Origin of the sequence: Citrobacter sp. CK188 (assembly GCF_030333525.1) — a bacterium.
GTDB classification, from domain to species: domain Bacteria; phylum Pseudomonadota; class Gammaproteobacteria; order Enterobacterales; family Enterobacteriaceae; genus Citrobacter_B; species Citrobacter_B koseri.
In genome coordinates this window covers 1002926-1024595 of the sequence record NZ_JAOWFU010000029.1, presented here as the reverse complement: position 1 = coordinate 1024595, position 21670 = coordinate 1002926, and the positions used below count along the sequence as shown (strand labels likewise).

At 54.8% G+C, this 21670-nt stretch carries 19 protein-coding genes and 1 riboswitch; of the genes, 5 read left to right on the top strand and 14 right to left on the bottom strand.

Features of this window, described 5'->3' with window-relative positions; translation table 11 throughout:
• Nucleotides 1-79: 79 nt before the first annotated feature.
• Complete coding sequence (tehB, locus tag OGV67_RS10305; protein ID WP_012132341.1) at nt 80-676, bottom strand: tellurite resistance methyltransferase TehB; 597 nt, start codon at nt 674-676, stop codon at nt 80-82.
• On the bottom strand, nt 676-1677 hold the full coding sequence (gene tehA / locus OGV67_RS10300; protein WP_058669188.1) for a dicarboxylate transporter/tellurite-resistance protein TehA: 1002 nt from the start codon (nt 1675-1677) through the stop codon (nt 676-678). The genes tehB and tehA overlap by 1 nt, the downstream gene beginning before the upstream one ends.
• 112 nt (nt 1678-1789) lie before the next feature.
• On the opposite strand from tehA, the gene ydcK reads away from it, so the two are divergent.
• On the top strand, nt 1790-2770 hold the full coding sequence (gene ydcK / locus OGV67_RS10295; protein WP_115614772.1) for a YdcK family protein: 981 nt from the start codon (nt 1790-1792) through the stop codon (nt 2768-2770).
• On the opposite strand, the gene rimL is transcribed toward ydcK, so the two are convergent.
• From rimL to OGV67_RS10265, 6 genes are all read right to left on the bottom strand, one after another.
• Nucleotides 2762-3307: a 50S ribosomal protein L7/L12-serine acetyltransferase gene (gene rimL, locus OGV67_RS10290; protein ID WP_115614771.1), complete on the bottom strand. Its 546-nt coding sequence runs from the start codon at nt 3305-3307 to the stop codon at nt 2762-2764. The genes ydcK and rimL overlap by 9 nt on opposite strands.
• Nucleotides 3308-3448: 141 nt before the next feature.
• On the bottom strand, nt 3449-3673 hold the full coding sequence (locus OGV67_RS10285) for an HP1242/YdcH family protein (RefSeq protein ID WP_012132337.1): 225 nt from the start codon (nt 3671-3673) through the stop codon (nt 3449-3451).
• A gap of 175 nt (nt 3674-3848) precedes the next feature.
• Nucleotides 3849-5504 carry a glucan biosynthesis protein D gene (locus tag OGV67_RS10280; RefSeq protein WP_115181615.1) on the bottom strand — a complete coding sequence of 552 codons (1656 nt, stop codon included), beginning with the start codon at nt 5502-5504 and terminating at the stop codon, nt 3849-3851.
• A 243-nt stretch (nt 5505-5747) separates the two neighbouring features.
• Nucleotides 5748-7256 carry a carboxylesterase/lipase family protein gene (locus OGV67_RS10275; RefSeq protein WP_115614770.1) on the bottom strand — a complete coding sequence of 503 codons (1509 nt, stop codon included), beginning with the start codon at nt 7254-7256 and terminating at the stop codon, nt 5748-5750.
• Nucleotides 7257-7297: 41 nt separating this feature from the next.
• Nucleotides 7298-8641, bottom strand: a complete 1344-nt coding sequence (gene hglS / locus OGV67_RS10270; RefSeq protein WP_071258351.1) for a 2-oxoadipate dioxygenase/decarboxylase HglS — start codon at nt 8639-8641, stop codon at nt 7298-7300.
• Between the two features lie 81 nt (nt 8642-8722).
• The gene (locus OGV67_RS10265) at nt 8723-9625 is read right to left on the bottom strand and encodes a DHHA2 domain-containing protein (protein ID WP_115614769.1); all 903 of its coding nucleotides are present in this window, start codon (nt 9623-9625) and stop codon (nt 8723-8725) included.
• Nucleotides 9626-9700: 75 nt separating this feature from the next.
• Nucleotides 9701-9773, bottom strand: a riboswitch (Fluoride riboswitch).
• 230 nt (nt 9774-10003) lie between these two features.
• Here OGV67_RS10265 and OGV67_RS10260 point away from each other — a divergent pair.
• Complete coding sequence (locus OGV67_RS10260) at nt 10004-10927, top strand: LysR substrate-binding domain-containing protein (protein ID WP_012132331.1); 924 nt, start codon at nt 10004-10006, stop codon at nt 10925-10927.
• Between the two features lie 62 nt (nt 10928-10989).
• On the opposite strand, the gene OGV67_RS10255 is transcribed toward OGV67_RS10260, so the two are convergent.
• The 4 genes from OGV67_RS10255 to cybB form a co-directional block, all read right to left on the bottom strand.
• Nucleotides 10990-12678 (bottom strand): methyl-accepting chemotaxis protein, encoded by a 1689-nt coding sequence (locus OGV67_RS10255; RefSeq protein WP_012132330.1) that lies wholly within the window; start codon nt 12676-12678, stop codon nt 10990-10992.
• A gap of 169 nt (nt 12679-12847) precedes the next feature.
• Nucleotides 12848-13966, bottom strand: coding sequence for an S-(hydroxymethyl)glutathione dehydrogenase/class III alcohol dehydrogenase (locus OGV67_RS10250; protein WP_012132329.1), 1119 nt, complete (start codon nt 13964-13966; stop codon nt 12848-12850).
• 32 nt (nt 13967-13998) lie between these two features.
• The gene (locus OGV67_RS10245) at nt 13999-14274 is read right to left on the bottom strand and encodes a metal/formaldehyde-sensitive transcriptional repressor (RefSeq protein WP_012132328.1); all 276 of its coding nucleotides are present in this window, start codon (nt 14272-14274) and stop codon (nt 13999-14001) included.
• Nucleotides 14275-14477: 203 nt separating this feature from the next.
• The gene (gene cybB / locus OGV67_RS10240) at nt 14478-15008 is read right to left on the bottom strand and encodes a cytochrome b561 (RefSeq protein ID WP_012132327.1); all 531 of its coding nucleotides are present in this window, start codon (nt 15006-15008) and stop codon (nt 14478-14480) included.
• A gap of 189 nt (nt 15009-15197) precedes the next feature.
• On the opposite strand from cybB, the gene gap reads away from it, so the two are divergent.
• Both gap and OGV67_RS10230 read left to right on the top strand, forming a co-directional pair.
• Nucleotides 15198-16199, top strand: a complete 1002-nt coding sequence (gene gap / locus OGV67_RS10235) for a type I glyceraldehyde-3-phosphate dehydrogenase (protein WP_047463617.1) — start codon at nt 15198-15200, stop codon at nt 16197-16199.
• 132 nt (nt 16200-16331) lie between these two features.
• Nucleotides 16332-17258, top strand: coding sequence for an alpha/beta hydrolase (locus tag OGV67_RS10230; protein ID WP_112002070.1), 927 nt, complete (start codon nt 16332-16334; stop codon nt 17256-17258).
• A gap of 39 nt (nt 17259-17297) precedes the next feature.
• Here the strand turns inward: OGV67_RS10230 and aldA are convergent, their stop codons facing one another.
• Both aldA and OGV67_RS10220 read right to left on the bottom strand, forming a co-directional pair.
• The gene (gene aldA, locus OGV67_RS10225) at nt 17298-18737 is read right to left on the bottom strand and encodes an aldehyde dehydrogenase (protein ID WP_047463614.1); all 1440 of its coding nucleotides are present in this window, start codon (nt 18735-18737) and stop codon (nt 17298-17300) included.
• 204 nt (nt 18738-18941) lie between these two features.
• Nucleotides 18942-19742, bottom strand: a complete 801-nt coding sequence (locus tag OGV67_RS10220; RefSeq protein ID WP_115614768.1) for a YdcF family protein — start codon at nt 19740-19742, stop codon at nt 18942-18944.
• A gap of 270 nt (nt 19743-20012) precedes the next feature.
• Here OGV67_RS10220 and OGV67_RS10215 point away from each other — a divergent pair, with 270 nt between their 5' ends.
• The gene (locus tag OGV67_RS10215) at nt 20013-21665 is read left to right on the top strand and encodes an MFS transporter (protein ID WP_049011895.1); all 1653 of its coding nucleotides are present in this window, start codon (nt 20013-20015) and stop codon (nt 21663-21665) included.
• Nucleotides 21666-21670 lie beyond the last annotated feature (5 nt).

The following is a 21670-nucleotide window of genomic DNA, read 5'->3' as shown; positions in this document are numbered from 1 at the left end:
ATAAATGGTATCGCCAGCACAAATTCAACACGGCGAGTTGCAGGCCGTATCAGGCCTGCAACGCTATCGTAAAATTGCGTTATGCGCTTTTACGCGCCAGCAGCGTCGCAAAACGCAGTTTGATGCGGTTGCCGTTGGCGTCCGTGCGGTGAAGTTCACCCACATCCTCGTTGTATTTCAGCAATTCCCAGCCTTCGTAGTAACGGCGCAGTTCCCCTTCTTTAAACGCAAACGGGAAACCCACGGTGCAGGGAAAATCTTCCGTATCCATTGCCGCCACAATCAGGTTATGCCCGCCCGGTTTGGTGCAGCGCTGCATATTGGCAATCAGCCCCGGAATAGTTTTCGCTTCCAGGAACATCATTACTACCGTTGAGAGAATAAAATCGTAGTCGCCTTCGAAGCTTAACGCGTTAAGGTCAACCACCTTTGCTTGCAGGTTTTCCAGCCCTTCCGCCGCTTTGATGCGCTCAACGTTGGCGATGCTCATCGGATTCTTATCCCAGGCGGTAACGTCATAGCCGTTCGCCGCCAGATAGAGGCTATTACGGCCATTTCCGCAGCCCAGATCCAACGTTTTACCCGGCGCGACCACCTTTGCCGCCTCAACGACGTCGGAGTGCGTGCGGGTTAAATCGTATTTTTCAGTAAAGTAATTTTCGTCACGAAGGGTCATTAGTTATCCTCAGATTTCAGTAATGCGGCGCGTTCTGTGCGCACGAGAAGTTTCCCCTGCATCAGCAGCGCAAACGTGCGTACGAGCAATAACGCTATGATAAAATTGGTAAAAATAAACAACGGAATCGCCAGCGTATGAAAAAATCCCGACGCGCTGGCGTGCCCTAAATGCAGCCCTGTCGTCGCCAGTGCTGAAACGCCGAACGAGAAGCTCCAGAAAGAGGCATTAAACGGCTGCGACAGATACCACGGCATCAGGCGCAGCATGAAAAGCAATTGCAGCAAGCCATAGCCAAACAGCATTTTCGCCAGCGTATCGCCTTCTCCGCCGTTGACGCTCAGCCAGGCGCTACAGGCCACTAACGCCGGAGCCAACTGAATGCCCAGCGATGTGCGCAGCACCGCCGGTAATTCACCGGAACTGCGCAAACGTTGCAAAATAACGGGTTCCAGACTCAGCCACGAGAATACGCCAGCCCCTAAAAAGACCAGCCCGGCGTCGTTGTAACCCAACGCGCCGCAGGCCATCGCGCTAATAAAGTTATTCGCTACCGTCGGCAGATACAGCCCCGGCGTTGTCGCCTCTTCAGGATGCGAACCGCGCCAGAGTCCCGCCGTTTGCCATGCGGCATAAGCCAGTTGCACCACGACGCCAATGCTGAACAATCCCACGGCTAACCCACGACACCAGGGGACAAAACCAATCGCCACCAGCATCGTGGTCGCAGGAAAAAGGCTGACAAAACTGCTCTTTACCGGATGCCGTACCTCCGCCAGTACGCTCTGTGGAAAACGCAGCAGACGGTTAAGAAAGGCAAGCGTCAGCAAGCTCCAGATGATCATTGCCAGGATCACCAGGCCATCGCCAATCCAGTGACTGACGGGCCAGATATGGCTGGCATAGCGCCACGCGAAGCCCATGCCAATGGTGCCCAGTACCATCCCAAAATAGCCAGCCGGAAGATTGAGCACCCGGTCGCTCTGCTTGTTCTTACTCATTTTGTTTAATTTATAAAGTATATTTTAAATGCATTTTATGGAATTTCGCCCTGTTTAGCCAGTGCTGAAAAATTTGCTACGGTTATCTTAAGCGAGCAAAGGGAAATTCCCCATGAGCAAATATCACCTGAGTGAAGAATCGCGTGCCTTTAGTTATCAGGATAACGGCCACAAGAAAAGCGTCCTGCTGCGCCAGATCATTGCCCTTACCGACTTTAACGACGTCAAAGCCGGAACCACTGGCGGCTGGGTAGACGATGAAAGCGTGCTGGCGCAAGAAGGACACTGCTGGATTTACGACGAGAATGCCCTCGCATTCGCCGGGGCGATGATTTCAGGCAACGCCCGCATCACCCAGGCCTGCATCATCAGAGATCGCGCGCAAATCGGTGATAACGTCTGGATTGATCTGGCCGAGATCAGTCACGGCGCCCGGATAAGCAACAACGTCACCGTGCAGAATTCGCTCGTTCGCGGTGAATGTCATCTGTCTGGCGACGCTCGTATTCTGCACCATTCGGAGATTATCGCCGCAAAAGGCCTAACTCAGGAAAGCGACCTGACGCTGCAAATCTACGATCGCGCCACCGTCAGCAGCTCGCGCATTGTGCATCAGGCGCAAATCTACGGCGATGCGATAGTCACCCAGGCGTTTATTGAACACCGCGCGGAAGTGTTTGATTTCGCGATCGTCGAAGGAAATGAAGAGAATAACGTCTGGCTTTGCGACTGTGCCAAAGTGTACGGTCACGCCCGCGTTATTGCGGGAACGGAGGAAGATGCCATCCCTACGTTGCGTTACAGTGCTCAGGTGGCGGAGCACGCGACGGTTGAAGGTAACTGCGTATTGAAACATCACGTTCTGGTCGGTGGTCATGCCGAACTACGCGGCGGCCCTGTCCTGCTTGACGATCATATCCTGATCGAAGGCCATGCCCGCATTCTGGGGGACGTGCTGATTGAGCATCATGTGGAAATCACCGATCGGGCGACGATCGAAACCTTTGATGGCGACAGCATCCACTTGCGTGGCCCAAAAGTGGTTAACGGTGAACAGCATATTACACGAACACCGTTGGCAGGGTTACTCTGAGGCGTTCTCGATAATGCGGGCGTACAGGTTGACGTCGTGATACTCCCCGTTGAGAAACTCCGCTTGTTTCAGGCATCCTTCCAGTTCAAAACCATTGCGGCGCGCCACCTGGTTGCTCGCCTGGTTCGCAACCCGACATTTAATCACAAAGCGTCGAAGCTCGCCGCGCCCGGCATAATGGCCGATAAACGCCTGAAGCGCGCGCGACATAATACCCTGCCGCTGGTGAGATTCATCCAGCCAGTAACCGATATAGGCGGTTTTATTCAACGGCTCTATCAGATTAAACGAGATGACGCCCACCACCTCCTCTTCCTGAAAGATAAGGAACATTTTGGCGTAGCCACGCTGGTGCAACATCATATTACCCTGCATATTTTTGCGCGTATCGTCTTCGCTGGCGACAAACTGCGGCCAGTTTAGCGATGCCTGTAGCCAGTCTTTGTTTTTAAGCACCAGTTGATGTAACGGCGTAACATGGCACTCTTCCACCGCTCGCAGTTCCAGTGTTTCGCTGATCGTGATGACTTCAGCCATTTCTCCATCCTTTACGGTGACAACAGCAGGATTTATTAGCTTATCACAGACTTGCCCGCATACCTGAAAACAGGAAGGGCTTCCTTGTCTGTCAGGAAGCCCTTTTAAGCAGGACAAAGACTGCGCAGTGCCTACAACGAATCAGCTCTCATTCAAACTTTCTTTCTGCAATATTCTGAGCAGATCCTCCTTCAGATGGAGTTTCTCTTTCTTCAGACGAACGATATCCAAACTGTATCCCCTGCCGTCAGAACCTTCCAGCCGGGCAATCTCATGATCAAGGGTGTTGTGTTTTTCGAACAAGGAAAGAAAGCGAGGATTCTCGGTTTTCAGTCGTGAAATCAGATCTCTGTATTCTGGAAACATACGCACTCCCTGTTAGTGGCTGTAAAACGTGTACTGAAGTACACACCGTCAGCTTACGCATTTGACATAAGGAATAATGCGAACGGGATCGAGTTTAAATAATGAGCAGAAAATGCGCAAGGAATCGTCGGGAGAAAAGAGCCGCCAGCAGTGTGGCGGCTCGGGGCAGCGCGGATTACCGCATCACGCGGTCATCAACGTAGCGACGCTTATCCGGCGCCGGCGGGAAATACTGATACAGCCAGGTTTCGCTAATGGCGTCCCCCTGGCAGCGCAGGAACATACGCATATCCACCGGGTCGGTCGAATCTGACGTCGGATACCAGTCAAACTGGATGCGATAACCATCGAACGGTTCGACGTAGAGGATCTCAACCTGTTTCGCTTCGCCGTTAGACAGCGTAATGACAGGTTCGATCCCCTTCGGCGCAGCGGCTTTCAGATCGCCGCCGACAAAATCAATGGCAAAGCGGCGCGCCCATTTTTCCGGGTAGTGTTCACCCGGCGCCCACCCTTCGGGGAAACCGCCCATACCGGTACGGGTCGCCATCACGCGCGCCAACGGCGAGCGAACCGGCGGTTGCGCGCTCCAGTAAAGACGGTATTTGAATGCCAGATCATCGCCCGCTTTGATCGCTTTTTCCGGCTGCCAGAAGCACACCACGTTATCGAGCGTTTCACCGGTCGTCGGGATTTCCATCAGACCGATAGACCCTTTCCCCCATTTGTTACGCGGCTCCACCCACAGGCTTGGGCGTTTGTTATACCAGCCCATGATGTCCTGATAGTGGGAAAAGTCACGGTCAAGTTGCAGCAGGCCGAACCCTTTCGGGTTATTGTCGAGATAGGCGTTGAACTGCAATTTCTGCGGATTATTCAGCGGACGGCAGATCCATTCGCCATTGCCCAGCCACATTGCCAGGCGGTCAGAGTCGTGAATTTGCGGATGAATGGTGTCGCACATCCGGCGTTCATTGTTGCCGCAGCTGAACATGCTGGTCATTGGCGCGATACCCAGCTGCTTGATGTCTTTACGCGCATAGATGTGGTTTTCCACATCCATGATCACCTGACTCTCTTCACAGTGGATCACAAATTTATAGGCGCCAGTGACGCTTGGGCTGTCCAGCAGCGCGTACACGGTAAACGTGGTGTCGCCCGGTTTCGCCGTCTCAAACCAGAATGCGGTGAAGTCCGGGAACTCTTCTTTGCTGTCGGTATAGGTGTCTATCGCCAGGCCTCGCGCGGACAGCCCGTACTGATAAGTGTCATCCACCGCGCGGAAGTAGCTTGCCCCCAGGAAGGAGACGATGTCGCGACGCGCCAGTTCAGGCGCTTTAAAGGCGCGAAAGCCCGCGAAGCCAAGGTCGGTTTGCCCTTCCAGTTGACGGGTATCGACACCGGCATCGTTGTATTTGAACAGTTCCGGGCGGAAATGAATTTCGCGCGCCTGATGTGTGCTGGCATCAAGCGAGAACATACGCACGCGACGACGAAAGCCCATTCCTACGTGGAAAAATTGCACATCCAGCTTGCGGCCTTCGATGTTGTTCCACAGAGAGTGCGCCGCATCGTACTGAATGCTGTTGTAGGCCTGCGGCGTCAGATTCGCCAGCGTATTGGGTAACGCCCGGGGTTCGCCGCCCCACGGCTTTTGCGCTAAATCGTTCGCCATTGATTGCAGAACGGAAAAGTCAAAACGGACGGTTTGACCATCTGCAATATCAGACTCTGCCGCGAAAGCGGCGCGGGAAAAGAGTGAAGCAATACCGCTCGTACCGCACACGGCGGCCATTGCCATTGAACCTTTAATAAATCGTCTACGATCCATACCTGAAAGTGAGTCCTTCTGGTCGTGTGAATGGTCCCGCGCTGGTCTCTATCAGCGGCAAGAAGTGCAACGTTTCTGACCGCTCACTCTAGACAAAATTCATTAATAATCCAATTGTTGGCTGTCGATAATCTGTACAAAAGCCAAAATATTTTATGTCGATAAGAACAGACCGAATACCGTGTAAATACAGATGGCGCGCTTTCAGGTTATGAAAAGCGCAACCTGCCGAACATCTCGCCATTATTCCAGACTGACGTGATGTTTCATCACCCGTTTGAACAGCGCCATCCGCGCACCCATAAAGCGGTTCTCTACTTTAAAACCGGCAAATTTATTCAGTCCGATGCGTAACAAGCGATCCCGCCCCTGAACGCTGGCGGGCCAGCGCACCGGACCATGCAGAACATCGCAGGTCCGGCTGGCGTGACGGGCGAAATTAACCCAGTAATCGGCGATATGCCGGGCAAACGCCAGATCGTTGTCATTCACGTAATTGCGCGCGGGTTCCGCCAGCGTCAGCGTATCAAAGACATACGGCACTTCATTTCCGTGCCAGGCGCCGTTGGCGTAGGTTGTGTGTTCAGTTTCCGCGACATAGTCAAACCAGTATCGCCAGCACGGTTCACCTACCCGCTGCTGCGCCTGCATCACCACATAGCCCAACGTGGTGAACGCCATATCGCGGCAGACCTGGCGCCCCAGCTCTTCATCGCCTTTCACGCCGGGATAGAGCAGTTTGATCAGCCCTAACCCCAGTCGGCGTTCGCGCCGCAATTTCGCGATCTGCCCGGCGAGATCAACGCCAAACACCGCCATCACGCTCGCTTCGTCGCTGTTGGAGCCAATCAGAACCGGCATTGGGTGCTGCTTTCCGGCAAAGAAGGTCTCCATCATCGGCTGTGGCAATACAGCATCGCCGGAAATCGGCGTCGGCGCGATTTTCAACGGCGCGCCCAGCGGCCAGAATGCCTCCGCCGGTAGCGCCCGCAACTGTTCAGCAGTAGCGTTCGGCAAATTAAAATGCGCCGCCAGTTCGATGCCCTTTTGCAGCGCGACCTCGCGCGGCGTATCCGGTAACGTATAACCACTCTGAATAATAGCTTTATGGAACAGGCCCTTTGCCCGTGGGGACGCCATCAACGACAGGACGCTACGCGCGCCAGCGGACTCGCCGAACAGCGTCACATTCTGCGCATCGCCGCCGAAAGCGGCAATATTGTCCTGCACCCAGCGTAGCGCCGCGATCTGATCGAGCAAGGCGAAGTTATGCACGCATTCGCCGTCCTCGCCATCAAGGGCCGGATGAGCAAAAAATCCCAGGTGACCAAGACGATAATTGAGTGTGACTACCACGACATCGCGCTTCGCCAGCGCACAACCGTCGTAAGGCGGTAATCCTCCTGCGCCGATGGTGTAGCCGCCGCCATGCAGCCAGACCATCACCGGCAACGGCTGCGGGCGCATCGCGGGCGCCCAGATGTTCAGATACAGGCAATCCTCGGAAAAACGCCCCGGATCGCCCCCGCCAAGCTCGCGACAATATTCAATATCCTGCCAGCTGGCGCATGAAAATGTATTCGCAGGGCGTTCGCCCTGCCAGGGTGCGGCAGGCTGTGGCGCCCGCCAGCGGAGCTGACCCGTAGGCGGCGCGGCATACGGTATACCGCGCCAGATGTGGATGTCGTTTTGCACGACACCCATGACATTTCCCTGTTGCGTTTCGACAAGTGGGATGGAGGGATTCAACATGACGCATTCCTTTTCCTTCACATCCCGACAGCATACCGCGATCAGAGCAGTCCGCAACGCCGTTTACTGCGTTCTTCCGCCGCCTGATAAAGCGCAAACTCATCATATACCGGGCACCCTAACGCCTGCTCAAAGGCGTCGCGGCTGGCATTGCCGTGGCTACGCGCCTGGGTTTCGTTACCCAGGTTAGACTGGAATATTCCGGCCGCGCTTACCGGCAGAAAATCTTCATAGGTAATGGGTTGTGCCACCACCCAACCGCGTTCAATCAGCGGCTGTGGGTCGTCGCCCGGATGAATAGACTGGCGGTGCGATTCACCAGCAGGCGTTAACCGGTAGCGAAACCAGGCGAGCCCCTGCTGGCGCAGTAAAAATTCGCTGTCCGGGAAAGCGTTAAAGACCGCCTGCAAATGCAGCTGATGCGTAAGATTATCTTTGCCCGTCCCCGCCTTATGCAGTAACGCATCGTACAACCGCCGCCCTTCAGGCGTCAGCGCCACGCCGCGCTGTTCAATCTCACCAAAACGTGCCGTATGGCTGCCCTCCGTTTCACCGGCAAACAGCACCGACTCTTCCAGCGCCTTGAAACTGGTCTGGCGTAACAGAATCGGCACCTCACGGCGCGGAGGCCCTTCAATCAGGATCTTGGGTTCGATACCGCATTCCGGCATCATCAACTGCACTTTGTCGATATCCAGCGTGCGCGGCGTCAGGTGGTTAATGTGGCACCCCGGAAAACACACCACGTCAGCAATCAGACGGTGTTCATTATGTAATGCCTGATACGTTTCCCTGTCCACCGTGGCGTGCCGGTGCCAGCGGAAAGTCTCCAGCGCCTCCTGCACAAACTCCCGCGCCTGCGCCCCGGTAAAATTGCCCTGCGCATCAAAGACGTCCAGAAGTTCGCGACAGCGCGGCGTAAAGATATCGCGCTTCGCCAGAATATCCGCCGCGCGTTGGCGCAGCGTCGCGTTCTCAATTAACTCCAGCCGTAATAGCGAGGTGAAGACGCGAAACGGGTTGCGGGAAAGCGACGCATCGTCAATGGGGCGAAAGGCGGTGGAATGAACGGGAACGCCCGCCTGAGAAAGGTCGTAATAACTGACGGGATACATCCCCATAATCGCAAACATTCGGCGCAAGGTGGAAAGCTCCTGCGCCGTACCCACCCGAATCGCGCCATGCCGTTCAACGTTCAGCCGCGCCAGCTCATCCGCGTTGGCCAGCTTTTCATGCAGCGTGGGATTATTTTCCAGTACCGTCAGATTCACATCAGCGACAAGTTCCAGCAATGTACCGTACTGTGGAACTTCCTGCTGGTACATTGCTGACATTGCCTGCGAAAAGTGTTCCCGAATCTCATCAGCCGCGATGGTGTTCGCCATAATGTCATGCCTCCAGTGAATATTACCTGGAGTGTAGAAAACGCCGTTCACTCTGGTGGGAAGAATTTACAAAGTGTGATCTCACCTGTGCGGATTCAGGTGATGTTCCAGCCAGGGGAGCATCTGTTTCTTACGGCTCAGCATCCCTTCCACCTCGCAGGGGTGCGGGACGTCCGGCTGGGCATCTCCGGCAAACCAGAGGCGGGAATAACCGAGATTGATATCCGTGAGCATCAGAACAACCAGCGCCGCATCTGCCCCGGCGGCATAGCGCGCCATTTCCTCACGCAGGTCGTCCATCATCGCATCAACCTGTTCCAGCGCATACAGCTCAAGCTGCGCCACGCAAACCCGCTGCCCGTGGACAGTAAAGGTTTTCATGTCCTTCTGAAGAAGCTGGCTGGCGTTCATCCCTTCCACGCTGGTTTTCGCGTACAGAAGATCGCGGCTAAAGTGTTCAAGAGACAGACCGGCGAGCTGGCTGAGCGATTCCACCGTAAGGCGGTCATCCGGGGTCGTTGTCGGCGAACGAAGCGTGACAGTGTCACTCAGGACGGCGCCCAGTAATAACGTCGCTTCTGCGGGTGAAAGCTGTTTTCGAATGGCATCCGTCATCAGTTGCCACAGTAATGTCGCGCTACTGCCAACAGATTTTACCCACACTTCCGGCGGCAGTCGGGTGATCAACCCGCCTAAGCGGTGATGGTCAATAATGCCAACAACGTTACTCTGCGCTAAAGAATCCGGCCCCTGGGCTGGTTCGGTAAAATCAACCAGCCAGACGTCCCGATCGGTGAGCGGAACGCTTAATCGTTCAGGTATGGGCAACCCCGCCTGCGCAAAAATAAACTGCGTCTCACGGTTGGCTTCCCCCGTGCGGAACGCCACTGCCTCCTGCCCGCGTAACGTCAGCCAGCGCGCCGTCATCATGGCCGTACAGATAGCATCGCTATCAGGATTGAGGTGACCAATTACATATATCATTGTTGTTTCCTGTTGGAAAAAGCATGAGGAACCGGAAGAGTATTGACCAGCCCGACACGCTCCTGGTGATAAAGAGTCATATCAGGCGTCATCAGCCTACTGAAACGAGGCGGTTGGAATAAGGTGGAACGCCATCACCCTGCACAGGATTGTGAACCCGCTTGATGTCTCTTTCAAGTATGAACTCACGTTATGACCTGTCGCTTTCTGCGCCACACATTGTCATTATTCTCACATCACTGTGAATCGTACAAAACATAAGCAAAACAAACTTCTTGTAAAAGAAATGAGTTAGATGTTAATAATATTTTGCTATCAGGTTATCAAAAACCAATAACTTTACTTGTCACCGGCACCGCTCTGTTTTTAACATCACTTATGGAAAAAAATAGCTTGTTTAGTCAGCGCATCCGTTTGCGCCATCTTCATACTTTTGTAGCTGTCGCCCAACAAGGAACACTGGGGCGCGCGGCTGAAACCCTTAACCTGAGTCAACCTGCACTCTCTAAAACGCTTAACGAGCTGGAGCAACTGACCGGAACCCGCCTTTTTGAGCGCGGTCGCCTCGGCGCGCAGTTAACGCTGCCCGGCGAACAGTTCCTCACCCATGCGGTAAAAGTGCTTGATGCGCTTAATACCGCGGGCCAGGCGTTGAATCGCAAAGAAAGCCTCAATAATGATGTGGTGCGCATTGGCGCATTGCCCACCGCCGCATTGGGTATCCTTCCGGCCGTTATTGGTCAGTTCCATAAGCAGCAAAAAGAGACGACGTTACAGGTCGCCACCATGAATAACCCGATGCTGCTCGCTGGCTTAAAAACGGGGGAAATCGACCTCGGTATTGGCCGGATGTCCGACCCGGAATTGATGAGCGGTCTGAATTACGAGCTGCTGTTTCTGGAGTCGCTGAAGCTGGTTGTGCGCCCTAATCACCCACTATTACAGGAAACCGTCACCTTAAGCCGTGTGATGGAATGGCCAGTGGTCGTGTCGCCCAAAGGCACCGCTCCCCGGCAGAATGCGGAAGGTCTGCTACAAAGTCAGGGCTGCAAAATGCCCGTTGGCTGCATCGAAACGCTGTCGGCCTCGCTGTCTCGCCAGCTTACCGTTGATTATGACTACGTCTGGTTTGTCCCTTCAGGCGCGGTGAAAGAAGATCTGCGCCAGGCTACGCTGGTATCACTGCCGATTCCCACCCTGGGCGCTGGCGAACCGATTGGCATCCTCACCCGCGTGGACACGCCGCTTTCTCCCGGCGCGCAGGCGCTGATCGCCGCTATCCGTAAATCCATGCCGCACTGAATGCGCCCTCAAATAAATGCCGGATAAGACGCGTTAGCGTCGTTACCCGGCAATATTAAGGCTTAAAACGTTTCCCAGTTATCACCACTGGTTGTTACCGGCTGCGGTGATGAACTGGCGACGACGTCCACAGACGGCGCGCGTTTAATCGCACTTCCCCCCTGCAAACGAAACGCCCCGACCGCTTCGGTTAAGCGAGCGGCCTGCTCTTCCAGAGACGCGGCGGCGGCAGAGGCCTCTTCGACCAGCGAGGCGTTTTGCTGCGTGACCTTATCCATCTCGGAAATCGCCTGGCTCACCTGCACAATCCCACGACTTTGCTCATCAGAGGCTGCGGCGATCTCCAGCATAATGTCCGTTACGCGTCGCACGGCATCAACAATATCATTCATGGTGTTGCCTGCTGCGACGACTTCCCCGGAGCCCTGGTCAATCAGTCTGACCGATTCGCTGATCAGCCCTTCAATTTCTTTCGCCGCCTGCGCACTGCGGCTTGCCAGCGTGCGCACTTCACTGGCGACCACGGCGAAACCGCGCCCTTGTTCACCCGCTCGCGCCGCTTCGACCGCCGCGTTAAGCGCCAGGATATTGGTCTGGAAAGCGATGCTGTTGATGACGGCGGTGATCTCGGAAATTTTCTTCGAGCTATTGGAGATGTTGCCCATTGTTTTCACGACGCCAGACACCATCTGACCGCCGTGACTGGCTTTGCCGGAGGCGTCTTCCGCCAGTTTGCTGGCATGGTGCGCGTTGTCCGCATTTTGTTTTACCGTGGCCGTGAGCTCTTCCATGCTGGCTGCGGTCTGTTCAATTGCTGCGGCCTGCTCTTCCGTACGCGATGACAAATCGGTATTGCCGGCGGAAATCTCACTGGTGCCGCGATAAATCTCTTCCGCCCCCTGACGTACCGTTCCCACCGTTTGCCCCAGAGAGGACTGCATCTTCTGGAGATGGCGGCTTAAGCGACCGATTTCGCTGCGTCCGGTTGGATCATCCGGCATGGTGAGATCGCCTGCGGCAATCTGTTCAATACGCTGCGCAGCACGTTGCAGAGGGTTGATTACCGTCCGGCGGAGCGCGATAAACGTCAGTAGCGTAAGCACCAGCGCCAGCGCGAACGCTCCAATCATGAACATCAATCCCAGTTGGCTGCGCTGATGCGCCTGGTCGCTAAGCTGATTCGCGCGCGCCGTGCGTAGCTCAATCGCCTTGAGCAATACGGTGTTATACGCGGTATCAAGCGGTCTGGCCTGTTCGTTTTCATGGTTGATAATCGCCTCGAACATGCCGTTTCTGGCGTATTTCAACATAGGTTGCAGGCCATCAATATAGGCTTTGAAGCGGGTATTCAGCTCCGCATCCAGCGCCTCGTCCGCCGGTGTTTTTACCGCCCGCGCCATAAAGACGTTAAAGCCTTCCTGCGACTGCTTAATCCGCTTCTCCGCCTCAGCGATATTGGCTTTCATGTCATCCATTTCAGCAATGCGGCTCGCCGCGCCTGCATGGATCATATTGATACGCGCGGTACGCAGATGGTTAGAACTGTTGGATAAGCCCATCCGCACCTGAATTTCGTCCGTCACATCCCGCTGGTCACGATCTGCCTGTAGCAGGAAGTACCCCGCCAGCCCGGAACTGAGTGCGAACAGAAGAAGGATGCCACCGAGAATGGAGGAAAACAGCGGAACCAGCCGAATATGATGCAGAAAACCCAGCTTATGCGGTGCTTGCATCGTTGATGTGTTGTCCATGACCGTCGACTCTCTTGTAGGTTATTGCGTATAAAACACGCCCGTTAGATAGTCATCGGCATTCCAGGAAGTTTGCTTACGGTGAAAATCGGAATGTTTGTCACATTTTCACAACATTTATTCCTGAAAATTCAGGAAAGTGCCAGCGGCAGACCCGCTGGCATGTGAATCAGTTATCACCGAAATGGATAACGGTACGAATGGACTTGCCCTGATGCATTAAATCAAAGGCATCGTTGATTTGATCAAGCGGTAAGCGATGGGTAATGAACGGGTCCAGACGAATTTTCCCCGCCATCGCCTCTTCCACCATGCCTGGCAGTTGGCTACGCCCTTTCACACCGCCAAAAGCGGAACCGCGCCAGACGCGCCCGGTAACAAGCTGGAACGGACGGGTTTTAATTTCCTGGCCTGCGCCAGCCACGCCGATGATGATGCTCTCGCCCCAGCCTTTGTGGCAGCACTCCAGCGCTGCGCGCATCACATTGACGTTACCGATACATTCAAAACTGAAATCGACGCCGCCATCGGTCAGCTCAACAATCACATCCTGGATGGGTTTGTCATAGTCATTCGGATTAATGAAATCGGTCGCGCCCATTTCTTCCGCCAGTTTGAATTTCTCCGGGTTGGTGTCAACCGCCAGAATACGCCCGGCTTTCGCCTGCACCGCTCCTTGAATCACCGCCAGGCCGATACCGCCCAGGCCAAAGACCGCAACGCTATCCCCTTCTTTTACTTTTGCCGTGTTGTGTACCGCGCCAATCCCTGTGGTGACGCCGCACCCCAGCAGACAGACTTTATCCAGCGGCGCCTGCGGATTGACTTTCGCCAGGGAAATTTCAGCACAAACGGTATATTCACTGAATGTGCTGGTGCCCATATAGTGATAGACAGGTTCGCCGTTGTAAGAAAAACGGGTGGTGCCATCCGGCATCAACCCTTTACCCTGCGTGGCGCGCACCGCCTGACACAGGTTGGTTTTTCCGGATTTACAGAACTTACACTCGCCGCATTCTGCGGTGTACAGCGGAATAACATGATCGCCAGGCTTCAGACTGGTGACGCCTTCACCAACGTCAACCACCACGCCACCGCCTTCGTGACCCAGAACCGCCGGGAACACGCCTTCCGGGTCGTCGCCGGAGAGCGTAAACGCATCCGTATGGCAAACGCCGGTATGGGTAATTTTGACCAGCACTTCGCCTTTTTGCGGCGGCGCGACGTCAATTTCAACAATCTTTAACGGCTGGCCGGGGCCAAATGCAACTGCTGCACGTGATTTCATTTGTCTCTTCCCATTATTGTGAGGTGATCTGTTTATTTTAGATAAGCGCGCAGAAGGTGGCCGATTTCAGCCATGCGCACGGCGCGTTGATCCGGCGTGGTGTCGCCGCTGACCAGTTCATCTTTCAGGTGAATCTCAACCATCTCTCCCATCAGCCCGTTAGATGCACCGCGAACGGCGGCAATCTGTTGCAGGATCGCCAGACAAGGTTCTCCTGACTCCAGCGCCCGTTCCAGCGCGTCAACCTGCCCGCGGATACGGCGAACCCGAGTGAGAATACGTTTTTTATCTTCAGGTGAATGCGGCATACGCCCTCCATACTATAGGGGGGTATACTATCAGATTTGTTATTTGGCTGTAAAACCAACAGCAGCATCTCGCTATTTGTATGACAAATGGCTATACTGCCCGCTTCCGATGTAGACCCGTTTTCTTCACCTGCGTCACGGGTCTGGTTACACGCAGGTGTTTTCTAAAAGAAACCCCGCATTACGCGGGGTGGTGAGAAGAGTCAGGAACGTTTGCGCGGCATCATGCGCAACAGCGTATTGTCTTTCCAGACGTAGTGATGCATCAGCGCCGCGGCGGCATGCAAGCCAATAACAAAATACCCCAGTTTCGCCAGCGTGATATGCCAGGTTTTCAGCATATCCACCACCTCAAAATTAGCGTCTGACGCATGCGGCATCACCAGGCCGAACGCAACCCAGGGATTGCCCCGGTTATACATCATCACCAGGCCAATAATCGGCAAGACAATAAACAGCAGATAGATCACCAGATGCCCAAGATGCGCCATTCCGGTCACCATCGGCTTTGGTTTTGGCACAATGGGCGGCGCCGGGTATTTCAGTCTGACCAGCAGGCGCGTCACCATCAACACCAGGATGGTCATCCCGCACGAGACATGAACCATATTGATCCACGGACGATAGCTGCGGGGCGCAAATCCCCTCAACTCCATTGCACAGTAGGTCACAATAACCAGTAAAAAGACCAGCCAGTGGATGCCAATTTGCAGGCTTGTGTACTTATTGCTCATAACACGTCCTGAGTAAAAAAATAAAGCGTCAACATAGCGAGCTTTTGTTAAAAATTCATTAACTTTTGTTCACCCAATTTCAACCAGTTACGCTTAGCCGCAAAATCTGTTATTGCCCTGGACGCCTGACTGGACTATGCCTGGTAGGAAAAAATGTGTCGTATCGTTGCATCCTGACAGGAGAAAACCATGAGTAAAATTGGCATTAACGGCTTTGGTCGTATCGGTCGTCTGGTGTTACGTCGTCTGCTGGAAGTGAAAAGCGACATTGATGTCGTCGCCATCAATGACCTGACCTCCCCTAAAATCCTCGCGTATCTGTTGAAATATGACTCAAACTACGGCGTATTCCCCTGGAGTGTGGATTTCACCGAAGACGCTCTGATTGTGGACGGCAAGAAAATTGCGGTTTACGCAGAAAAAGAGGCTAAAAATATTCCGTGGAAAACCACCGGTGCCGGGATCATTGTCGAGTGCACCGGCTTCTATACCTCAGCCGAGAAGTCCAAAGCGCACCTCGACGCTGGCGCTAAAAAAGTGCTGATTTCCGCCCCGGCTGGCGATATGAAAACCATTGTCTTCAACGTGAATGACGACACGCTGGATGCCAGCGACCAGATTGTTTCTGTCGCATCCTGCACTACCAACTGCCTGGCGCCGATGGCGAAAGCGCTGAATGACAACTTTGGCATTCAGGTTGGCACCATGACCACAATTCACGCCTACACCGGAACCCAGTCGCTGGTTGACGGGCCGCGCGGGAAGGATCTGCGCGCTTCGCGGGCGGCGGCGGAAAACATCATCCCCCACACCACCGGCGCGGCGAAGGCCATTGGTCTGGTGATTCCTGAACTGAGCGGAAAACTTAAAGGCCATGCTCAGCGCGTTCCAGTGAAAACCGGCTCTGTAACCGAACTAGTCTCGATTCTGGAGAAAAAAGTCACTGCGGAAGAGATCAACGCGGCGCTGAAGAAAGCGACAACCCATAATCCGTCGTTTGGCTATACCGATGAAGAGATCGTCTCTTCCGATATTATCGGCTCACATTTCGGTTCGGTGTTCGATGCCACACAAACTGAAATCAGCACAGTGGGCGATCTGCAACTGGTGAAAACCGTCGCCTGGTACGATAACGAGTACGGTTTTGTGACCCAACTTATTCGCACGCTGGATAAATTCGCCAAACTCTGACCTTCTGGCGGAGGCATTGTTCCTCCGCCGTTTTCACCATTTATCTGGTCATTCAAGACGATGTGAATCCCTTCCGATTTTCAATGGATTAACTGTGTTATAGATAACGTTTATCACTGAGTGAGCACAGTCATGGACGTATTCAGCCGCGAAACCTTAGAAGAAATGATGGCGCAAGCCGTCTCCCGCTCAGCCACATTTACCCTCTGGCCTGATGGCGAAGCCCCCGGAGCGAAAAACAGCGATGCTGTTTTTACGCCAGAACCGCGGCATACCGGTACATCCATCTTCGATCGCGCCGTCACGGGCGTCCGATCTCCTGAAATCACCGTTTACGCGCCAGATAAACCCAACGGCGTGGGGCTTCTCGTGACGCCAGGCGGTTCCTACCGGCGCGTCGTGCTGGATAAAGAAGGCAGCGCGCTGGCGCCCTTTTTTAATGCGCGTGGTTATACCCTGTTCGTGATGACCTACCGGATGCCCGGAGATGGCCATGATGAGGGGGCAAACGCGCCGCTGGCGGATGTGCAGCGCGCGATGCGCTATCTTCGCGCCAATGCGCAAGCGTGGAAGATCGACCCGGAACGCATCGGGGTGCTGGGTTTTTCTGCCGGTGCGCATGTCGCCGCCAGTCTGGGGACGCGTTTTGCTGAACCCGTCTATTCCCCTATAGATAGCCTGGATGAAATCAACGCCCGCCCTGCTTTTATGGCGCTGGTCTATCCGGTCATCACCATGCGTGACGACATTCATCATCCCGGCTCACGCCTTGAGCTGATGGGTGCGGAACCTGACGATGAACAGATTCGCCACTACTCGCTTGAGGAACGCGTGGATGCCGCTACGCCGCCCACATTTCTGCTGCATGCCATCGACGATCCGGCGGTAAAGGTGGAAAACAGCCTGGTATTTTTTAACGCGCTGCGCCGTTCTGGCGTAGCGGTGGAAATGCATCTGTTTGAGCGAGGAAAACACGGGTTTGGCATTCGTGATACGCAGGGATTGCCGGTCGCGGTCTGGCCGGAACTGATGATGAACTGGATTGCGACCAAAGTGTGACCGCCATTAACAGGCCGGGGAAAACCCCGGCCTGTTACATCAGGACTGCAAATAGACCACCTGCGTTTGCAGATACTCGTTCAGACCGTGTTTGCCATCCGCCCCGCCAATACCTGACTTGCGCCAGCCAGCATGGAATCCCTGCATCGCCTCAAAGTTTTCGCGATTGATATAGGTCTCGCCGAATTTCAGCCCGCCGATCGCCTTCATCGCAACATTCAGGTTTTGCGTATATACAGACGATGTCAGACCGTAATCGCTGTCGTTCGCCATCTCCAGCGCCTCTTCCAGCGTATCAAACGCCACAACCGGCAGCACGGGGCCAAATGTCTCCTCATGCATGATGGTCATCTCCTGGCGAACGTCCAGCAGCAGCGTCGGTGGATAATAATAACCTTTGCCCTCCACGGCCTTGCCGCCCAACGCCACGCGAGCGCCCTCCTGTACAGCGCGCGCCACTTTCTGCTCTACCCGCTCCAGCGCGGCAGCGTTAATCAGCGGCCCCATTGCGATGTCATCACGCTGTGCCGGATCGCCAAACTGAACCGCTTTCATCGCCTCGCCCAGACGATTCACAAAGCGATCGTAAATCCCTTTTTGCACATAAACGCGCTCAGCACAGTTACAGACCTGCCCGGTGTTGATCACTCTGGAATCCACAATCGCTTTCACGGCCAGCTCAAGATCCGCATCGTCCATCACGATTGCCGGGGCTTTCCCGCCCAGTTCCAGGCAAACTTTAGTGATGTTTTTCGCTGCCGCCGCCATAATTTTCTCGCCGGCGACCACGCTGCCGGTCATGCTTACCATCGCGACTTTCGGGTTCCCCGCCAGCTCCTGCCCAACTGTTTCACCGCGTCCCAGCACCAGGTTGAATACGCCTTTCGGTAAGCCGATGTCATGCACGATCTGCGCGAAAGCAATGGCATTGTTTGGCGTAAATTCGCTGGGTTTAATGACGATGGTATTCCCGGTCAACAACGCCGGAGCGAGCTTACGGGCAATCAAAAAGAACGGAAAGTTCCACGGCAGAATCCCGGTGGTGACGCCCAGCGCGCGTTTAAAGACCAGAATATTTTCTCCGGGGCGGTCGCTTTGCAGGATCTCGCCTTCATAACGGCGCGCCCACTCGGCCATATATTCGATGTAGTCAGCGGTGAACGCGACTTCCACCTGCGCCAGCTGCTGGATTTTTCCGCCTTCCGCGACAATCAGCGCACTGATCTCTTCTGCCCGCTCACGAATCCCTGCCGCGATCTTTCTCAGCCACCCCGCGCGTTCAATCGCAGGCAGCGCCTCCCATTCCGGCTGAGCGCGCGCAGCGGCGTCAATGGCCTGACGCGCCTCTTGCGCGCCGCCATCAGGAATACGGGAGAGCAGTTCTTCGGTGGCAGGATTCACCACATCAATCCATGCGTCTCCCTGCCAGCTAACAAATTGACCATTGATATACATCGGGTGTTGTACGGGTGCGGACATGCGCTGCTCCTGTAATTGAATTGTTTTTAACAAGTAAAATCATTGTTAAGTAATAACAATCACATGTTCTCAGGGTCGTCTGCGGTGCTGGTTTTGTGATGTGCTTCATAAAAGCAGCCAGGAAGGTTCTGTCAGAGGGGCGATATCGGGGAGAGAGTTTGCCCGTTTGAGCGTAAATTTCCGCAAACGGGCAAGAAAGTAACATTAACGCAACGAACGACTGTTCATGGTCTCAATCAGGTCAGCGTCATTTTGCAGCGTCTGCCACGCCGCCTCAACGTCAGCGGGAATATCAACGTGCACAATAAAGTCGCGGCCACGCGGCCCGTAGCCGGTTTCATCATCCCGTAAGCGCGGAAGCTCTCCCGCAATCAGGGAGAGATAGCGATCCACGGACCACAACCCCTTCTGTTCTCCGGCAAAATCCACGCCGTCATCGTGCTGGCACAGCGTCGGGACAATACCAGGATAGCTCAACCAGCGGGGCGAATCGGGATCGTCGCAGGTGACGCGGCGGAACGTCGCCATCGTCCGGCGTTGCATTGTCGGGTCCTGTACGATAATGGCGGTGTTAATGGGCGCCGATACCTGACCAATCAGGGCGCAGCTAAACTGCGCGTTCTCACCGCAGTTTGTTGACTTGTCTTCTGGCCAAATGTTCTCCGTCGGGATCTGCCAGAACTGATGAGCGATATCCGCGAGGATTTTGGCTTCCGTACGCCCGGTGGTGCGTATGGTGTTGTAGCGCGGGTGCCCGGCGATGGCGGCATAGAGAAACGTGGTGGAATGGCCGATACCGCCGCTGATCAACAGCGGGATCTGCTGCGCTTTCGCTATGTTGCAGGCGGCGTCTATCACCGGGATGACGGCATTCCCCGCCAGCACAACGCAGTCAGCCTGATACGGCGCGTCACCAGAGAAGTCATTTTGGGCCAGCCAATGCCCCAGTGTGTTCGCTGCTTCCAGCGTTGCACTGGATAATGCCGGAAACGGTCTCATTCTCATGGTTCTTCCTCCTGTGTTCCTTGCAGAGTACCGGAGTGGCTTCTGGTGAGTACCAGATCACTCCGAAAGACGATCCGCTGATTATCCTGTGGTGCGAGGGTGAGATAAAGCGTTGATGTCAAACAACGTTCAATGAGCGAAAATCCCGGCTTAACGGCAATGAATATTTGATTTACCGGGCGTTTTCATATTCACTTGAATTATGGTTTACGTCAGACGTAGAATCATTAGCCCGCTAACCATTAAAATAATACAAAGGTATACGACGTTATGCGCCTGCCCCAACGCGATCCTTATGCTCCTCGCGAGTGGCAGCCTCACGAAAAGCCCGCGCTGTTAGGCTCACCTTCGACTCCCATTCACAGCACGCCGAAACGCATCGCCTACGGAGTGGTGGGCCTGCTGGTGTGTCTGACCGGCGCACTCGGGAACGCGGTCGTGACCGCGAATCTGCAAAATTTACAGGGCACCTTTGCCGCCTGGTCGACGGAGATCGCCTGGCTGCCTGCCGTTTATGTCATGACCAATGTCTCAATTAACCTGCTGCTGGTGAAATTTCGCCAGCAGTTTGGTCTGCGGGCATTTACCGAAGGTTTTCTGGTGCTGTATGTGCTGGTCACCTTTTTTCACCTCTTCGTCAACGATCTGAGTTCCGCGCTAATGGTACGCGCGGCGCACGGTATGGTCGCCGCCGCGCTCAGTTCGCTGGGTATTTATTATCAGATACAGGCCTGGCCTGCGAAACACCGTCTGAAAGCGTTAACGATCGGTATTACCGGGTCGTCGCTGGCCATTCCCCTCGCCCGGTTGTTCTCTACCGAACTGCTGCAACTGGATGAGTGGCGCGGCCTGTACTTCTTTGAGCTGGGACTGGCGCTGGTTTCGCTGGGCTGCGTCATCGCCTTAAAACTGCCTCCCGGCGACAGACGTAAGGTTTTTGAAAAGAAAGACTTTATTACTTTTATTCTGCTCGCGCCCGGCATGGCGCTGGTCTGTGCCGTGCTGTCGCTGGGGCGACTGGACTGGTGGTTTGAAGCGCCCTGGATTGGCTGGTCTCTGGCGCTGGCGACGGTACTCATCATCAGCGCAATTGTGTTCGAGCATAACCGCAGCAATCCGCTGTTGAATACGCGCTGGCTCTCCAGCGGCAGTATTCTCCGCCTGGGGCTGATTATGTTGCTGATCCGCATTGTGCTGGCGGAGCAAAACACCGGCGTAATTGGCTGGCTGCAATACGCTGGCTTACAGAATGAGCAAATGACGCATCTGGCCTGGTCAATTTTCGCTGGCATTGTGTGCGGCATCATCACCAGTTGCCTGACGATTAAACCGACGCGGCTGGCCTGGCCCGTGATTACGTCGCTGGCATTGATGATCGTCGCCTCGCTGCTCGACAGCCACTCCACAAACCTGACGCGCCCCGACCAGTTAATGGTCAGCCAATTCTTACTCGGCTTTGGCAGCGCGTTCTTCCTTGCCCCGGCAATGCTGGCGGGTATCGGCGGCGTCATCGCCGATCCGCGCAATCTGGTCAGTTTTTCCGTCTTATTTGGGATGAGTCAGAACATCGGCGGTCTGCTGGGCTCCGCCATTCTCGGCACTTTCCAGACCTGGCGTGAAAAATATCACTCCAGCCTGCTGGCCGATCAGCTCACCACGCTAAATCCGCTGGTGAATGAGCGTCTACAGATGTACAGCCAGATGTACAAAAGCCTGATTGGCGACAGCGCATTGCTGAACACCCAGGCAATCGCTCAGCTACAAACCGTTACGTCGCTTGAGGCAAATATCCTCGCCTATAACGATACTTATTTACTGACGGCCAGCATTGCCGCCGCTACGCTAATCTGGATTTTATGGCGCTTGCTGCGACTGCGTATTACCGCCCGGATGGCGCTGAAAAAAGCCACCGGAACCAAGTAACAAAT

Excerpts from the sequence above, each read along its gene's own strand:
- tehB (WP_012132341.1), bottom strand. The coding sequence starts at position 676 with ATGACCCTTCGTGACGAAAATTACTTTACTGAAAAATACGATTTAACC.
- tehA (WP_058669188.1), bottom strand. The coding sequence starts at position 1,677 with ATGAGTAAGAACAAGCAGAGCGACCGGGTGCTCAATCTTCCGGCTGGC.
- ydcK (WP_115614772.1), top strand. The coding sequence starts at position 1,790 with ATGAGCAAATATCACCTGAGTGAAGAATCGCGTGCCTTTAGTTATCAG.
- rimL (WP_115614771.1), bottom strand. The coding sequence starts at position 3,307 with ATGGCTGAAGTCATCACGATCAGCGAAACACTGGAACTGCGAGCGGTG.
- OGV67_RS10285 (WP_012132337.1), bottom strand. The coding sequence starts at position 3,673 with ATGTTTCCAGAATACAGAGATCTGATTTCACGACTGAAAACCGAGAAT.
- OGV67_RS10280 (WP_115181615.1), bottom strand. The coding sequence starts at position 5,504 with ATGGATCGTAGACGATTTATTAAAGGTTCAATGGCAATGGCCGCCGTG.
- OGV67_RS10275 (WP_115614770.1), bottom strand. The coding sequence starts at position 7,256 with ATGTTGAATCCCTCCATCCCACTTGTCGAAACGCAACAGGGAAATGTC.
- hglS (WP_071258351.1), bottom strand. The coding sequence starts at position 8,641 with ATGGCGAACACCATCGCGGCTGATGAGATTCGGGAACACTTTTCGCAG.
- OGV67_RS10265 (WP_115614769.1), bottom strand. The coding sequence starts at position 9,625 with ATGATATATGTAATTGGTCACCTCAATCCTGATAGCGATGCTATCTGT.
- OGV67_RS10260 (WP_012132331.1), top strand. The coding sequence starts at position 10,004 with ATGGAAAAAAATAGCTTGTTTAGTCAGCGCATCCGTTTGCGCCATCTT.
- OGV67_RS10255 (WP_012132330.1), bottom strand. The coding sequence starts at position 12,678 with ATGGACAACACATCAACGATGCAAGCACCGCATAAGCTGGGTTTTCTG.
- OGV67_RS10250 (WP_012132329.1), bottom strand. The coding sequence starts at position 13,966 with ATGAAATCACGTGCAGCAGTTGCATTTGGCCCCGGCCAGCCGTTAAAG.
- OGV67_RS10245 (WP_012132328.1), bottom strand. The coding sequence starts at position 14,274 with ATGCCGCATTCACCTGAAGATAAAAAACGTATTCTCACTCGGGTTCGC.
- cybB (WP_012132327.1), bottom strand. The coding sequence starts at position 15,008 with ATGAGCAATAAGTACACAAGCCTGCAAATTGGCATCCACTGGCTGGTC.
- gap (WP_047463617.1), top strand. The coding sequence starts at position 15,198 with ATGAGTAAAATTGGCATTAACGGCTTTGGTCGTATCGGTCGTCTGGTG.
- OGV67_RS10230 (WP_112002070.1), top strand. The coding sequence starts at position 16,332 with ATGGACGTATTCAGCCGCGAAACCTTAGAAGAAATGATGGCGCAAGCC.
- aldA (WP_047463614.1), bottom strand. The coding sequence starts at position 18,737 with ATGTCCGCACCCGTACAACACCCGATGTATATCAATGGTCAATTTGTT.
- OGV67_RS10220 (WP_115614768.1), bottom strand. The coding sequence starts at position 19,742 with ATGAGAATGAGACCGTTTCCGGCATTATCCAGTGCAACGCTGGAAGCA.
- OGV67_RS10215 (WP_049011895.1), top strand. The coding sequence starts at position 20,013 with ATGCGCCTGCCCCAACGCGATCCTTATGCTCCTCGCGAGTGGCAGCCT.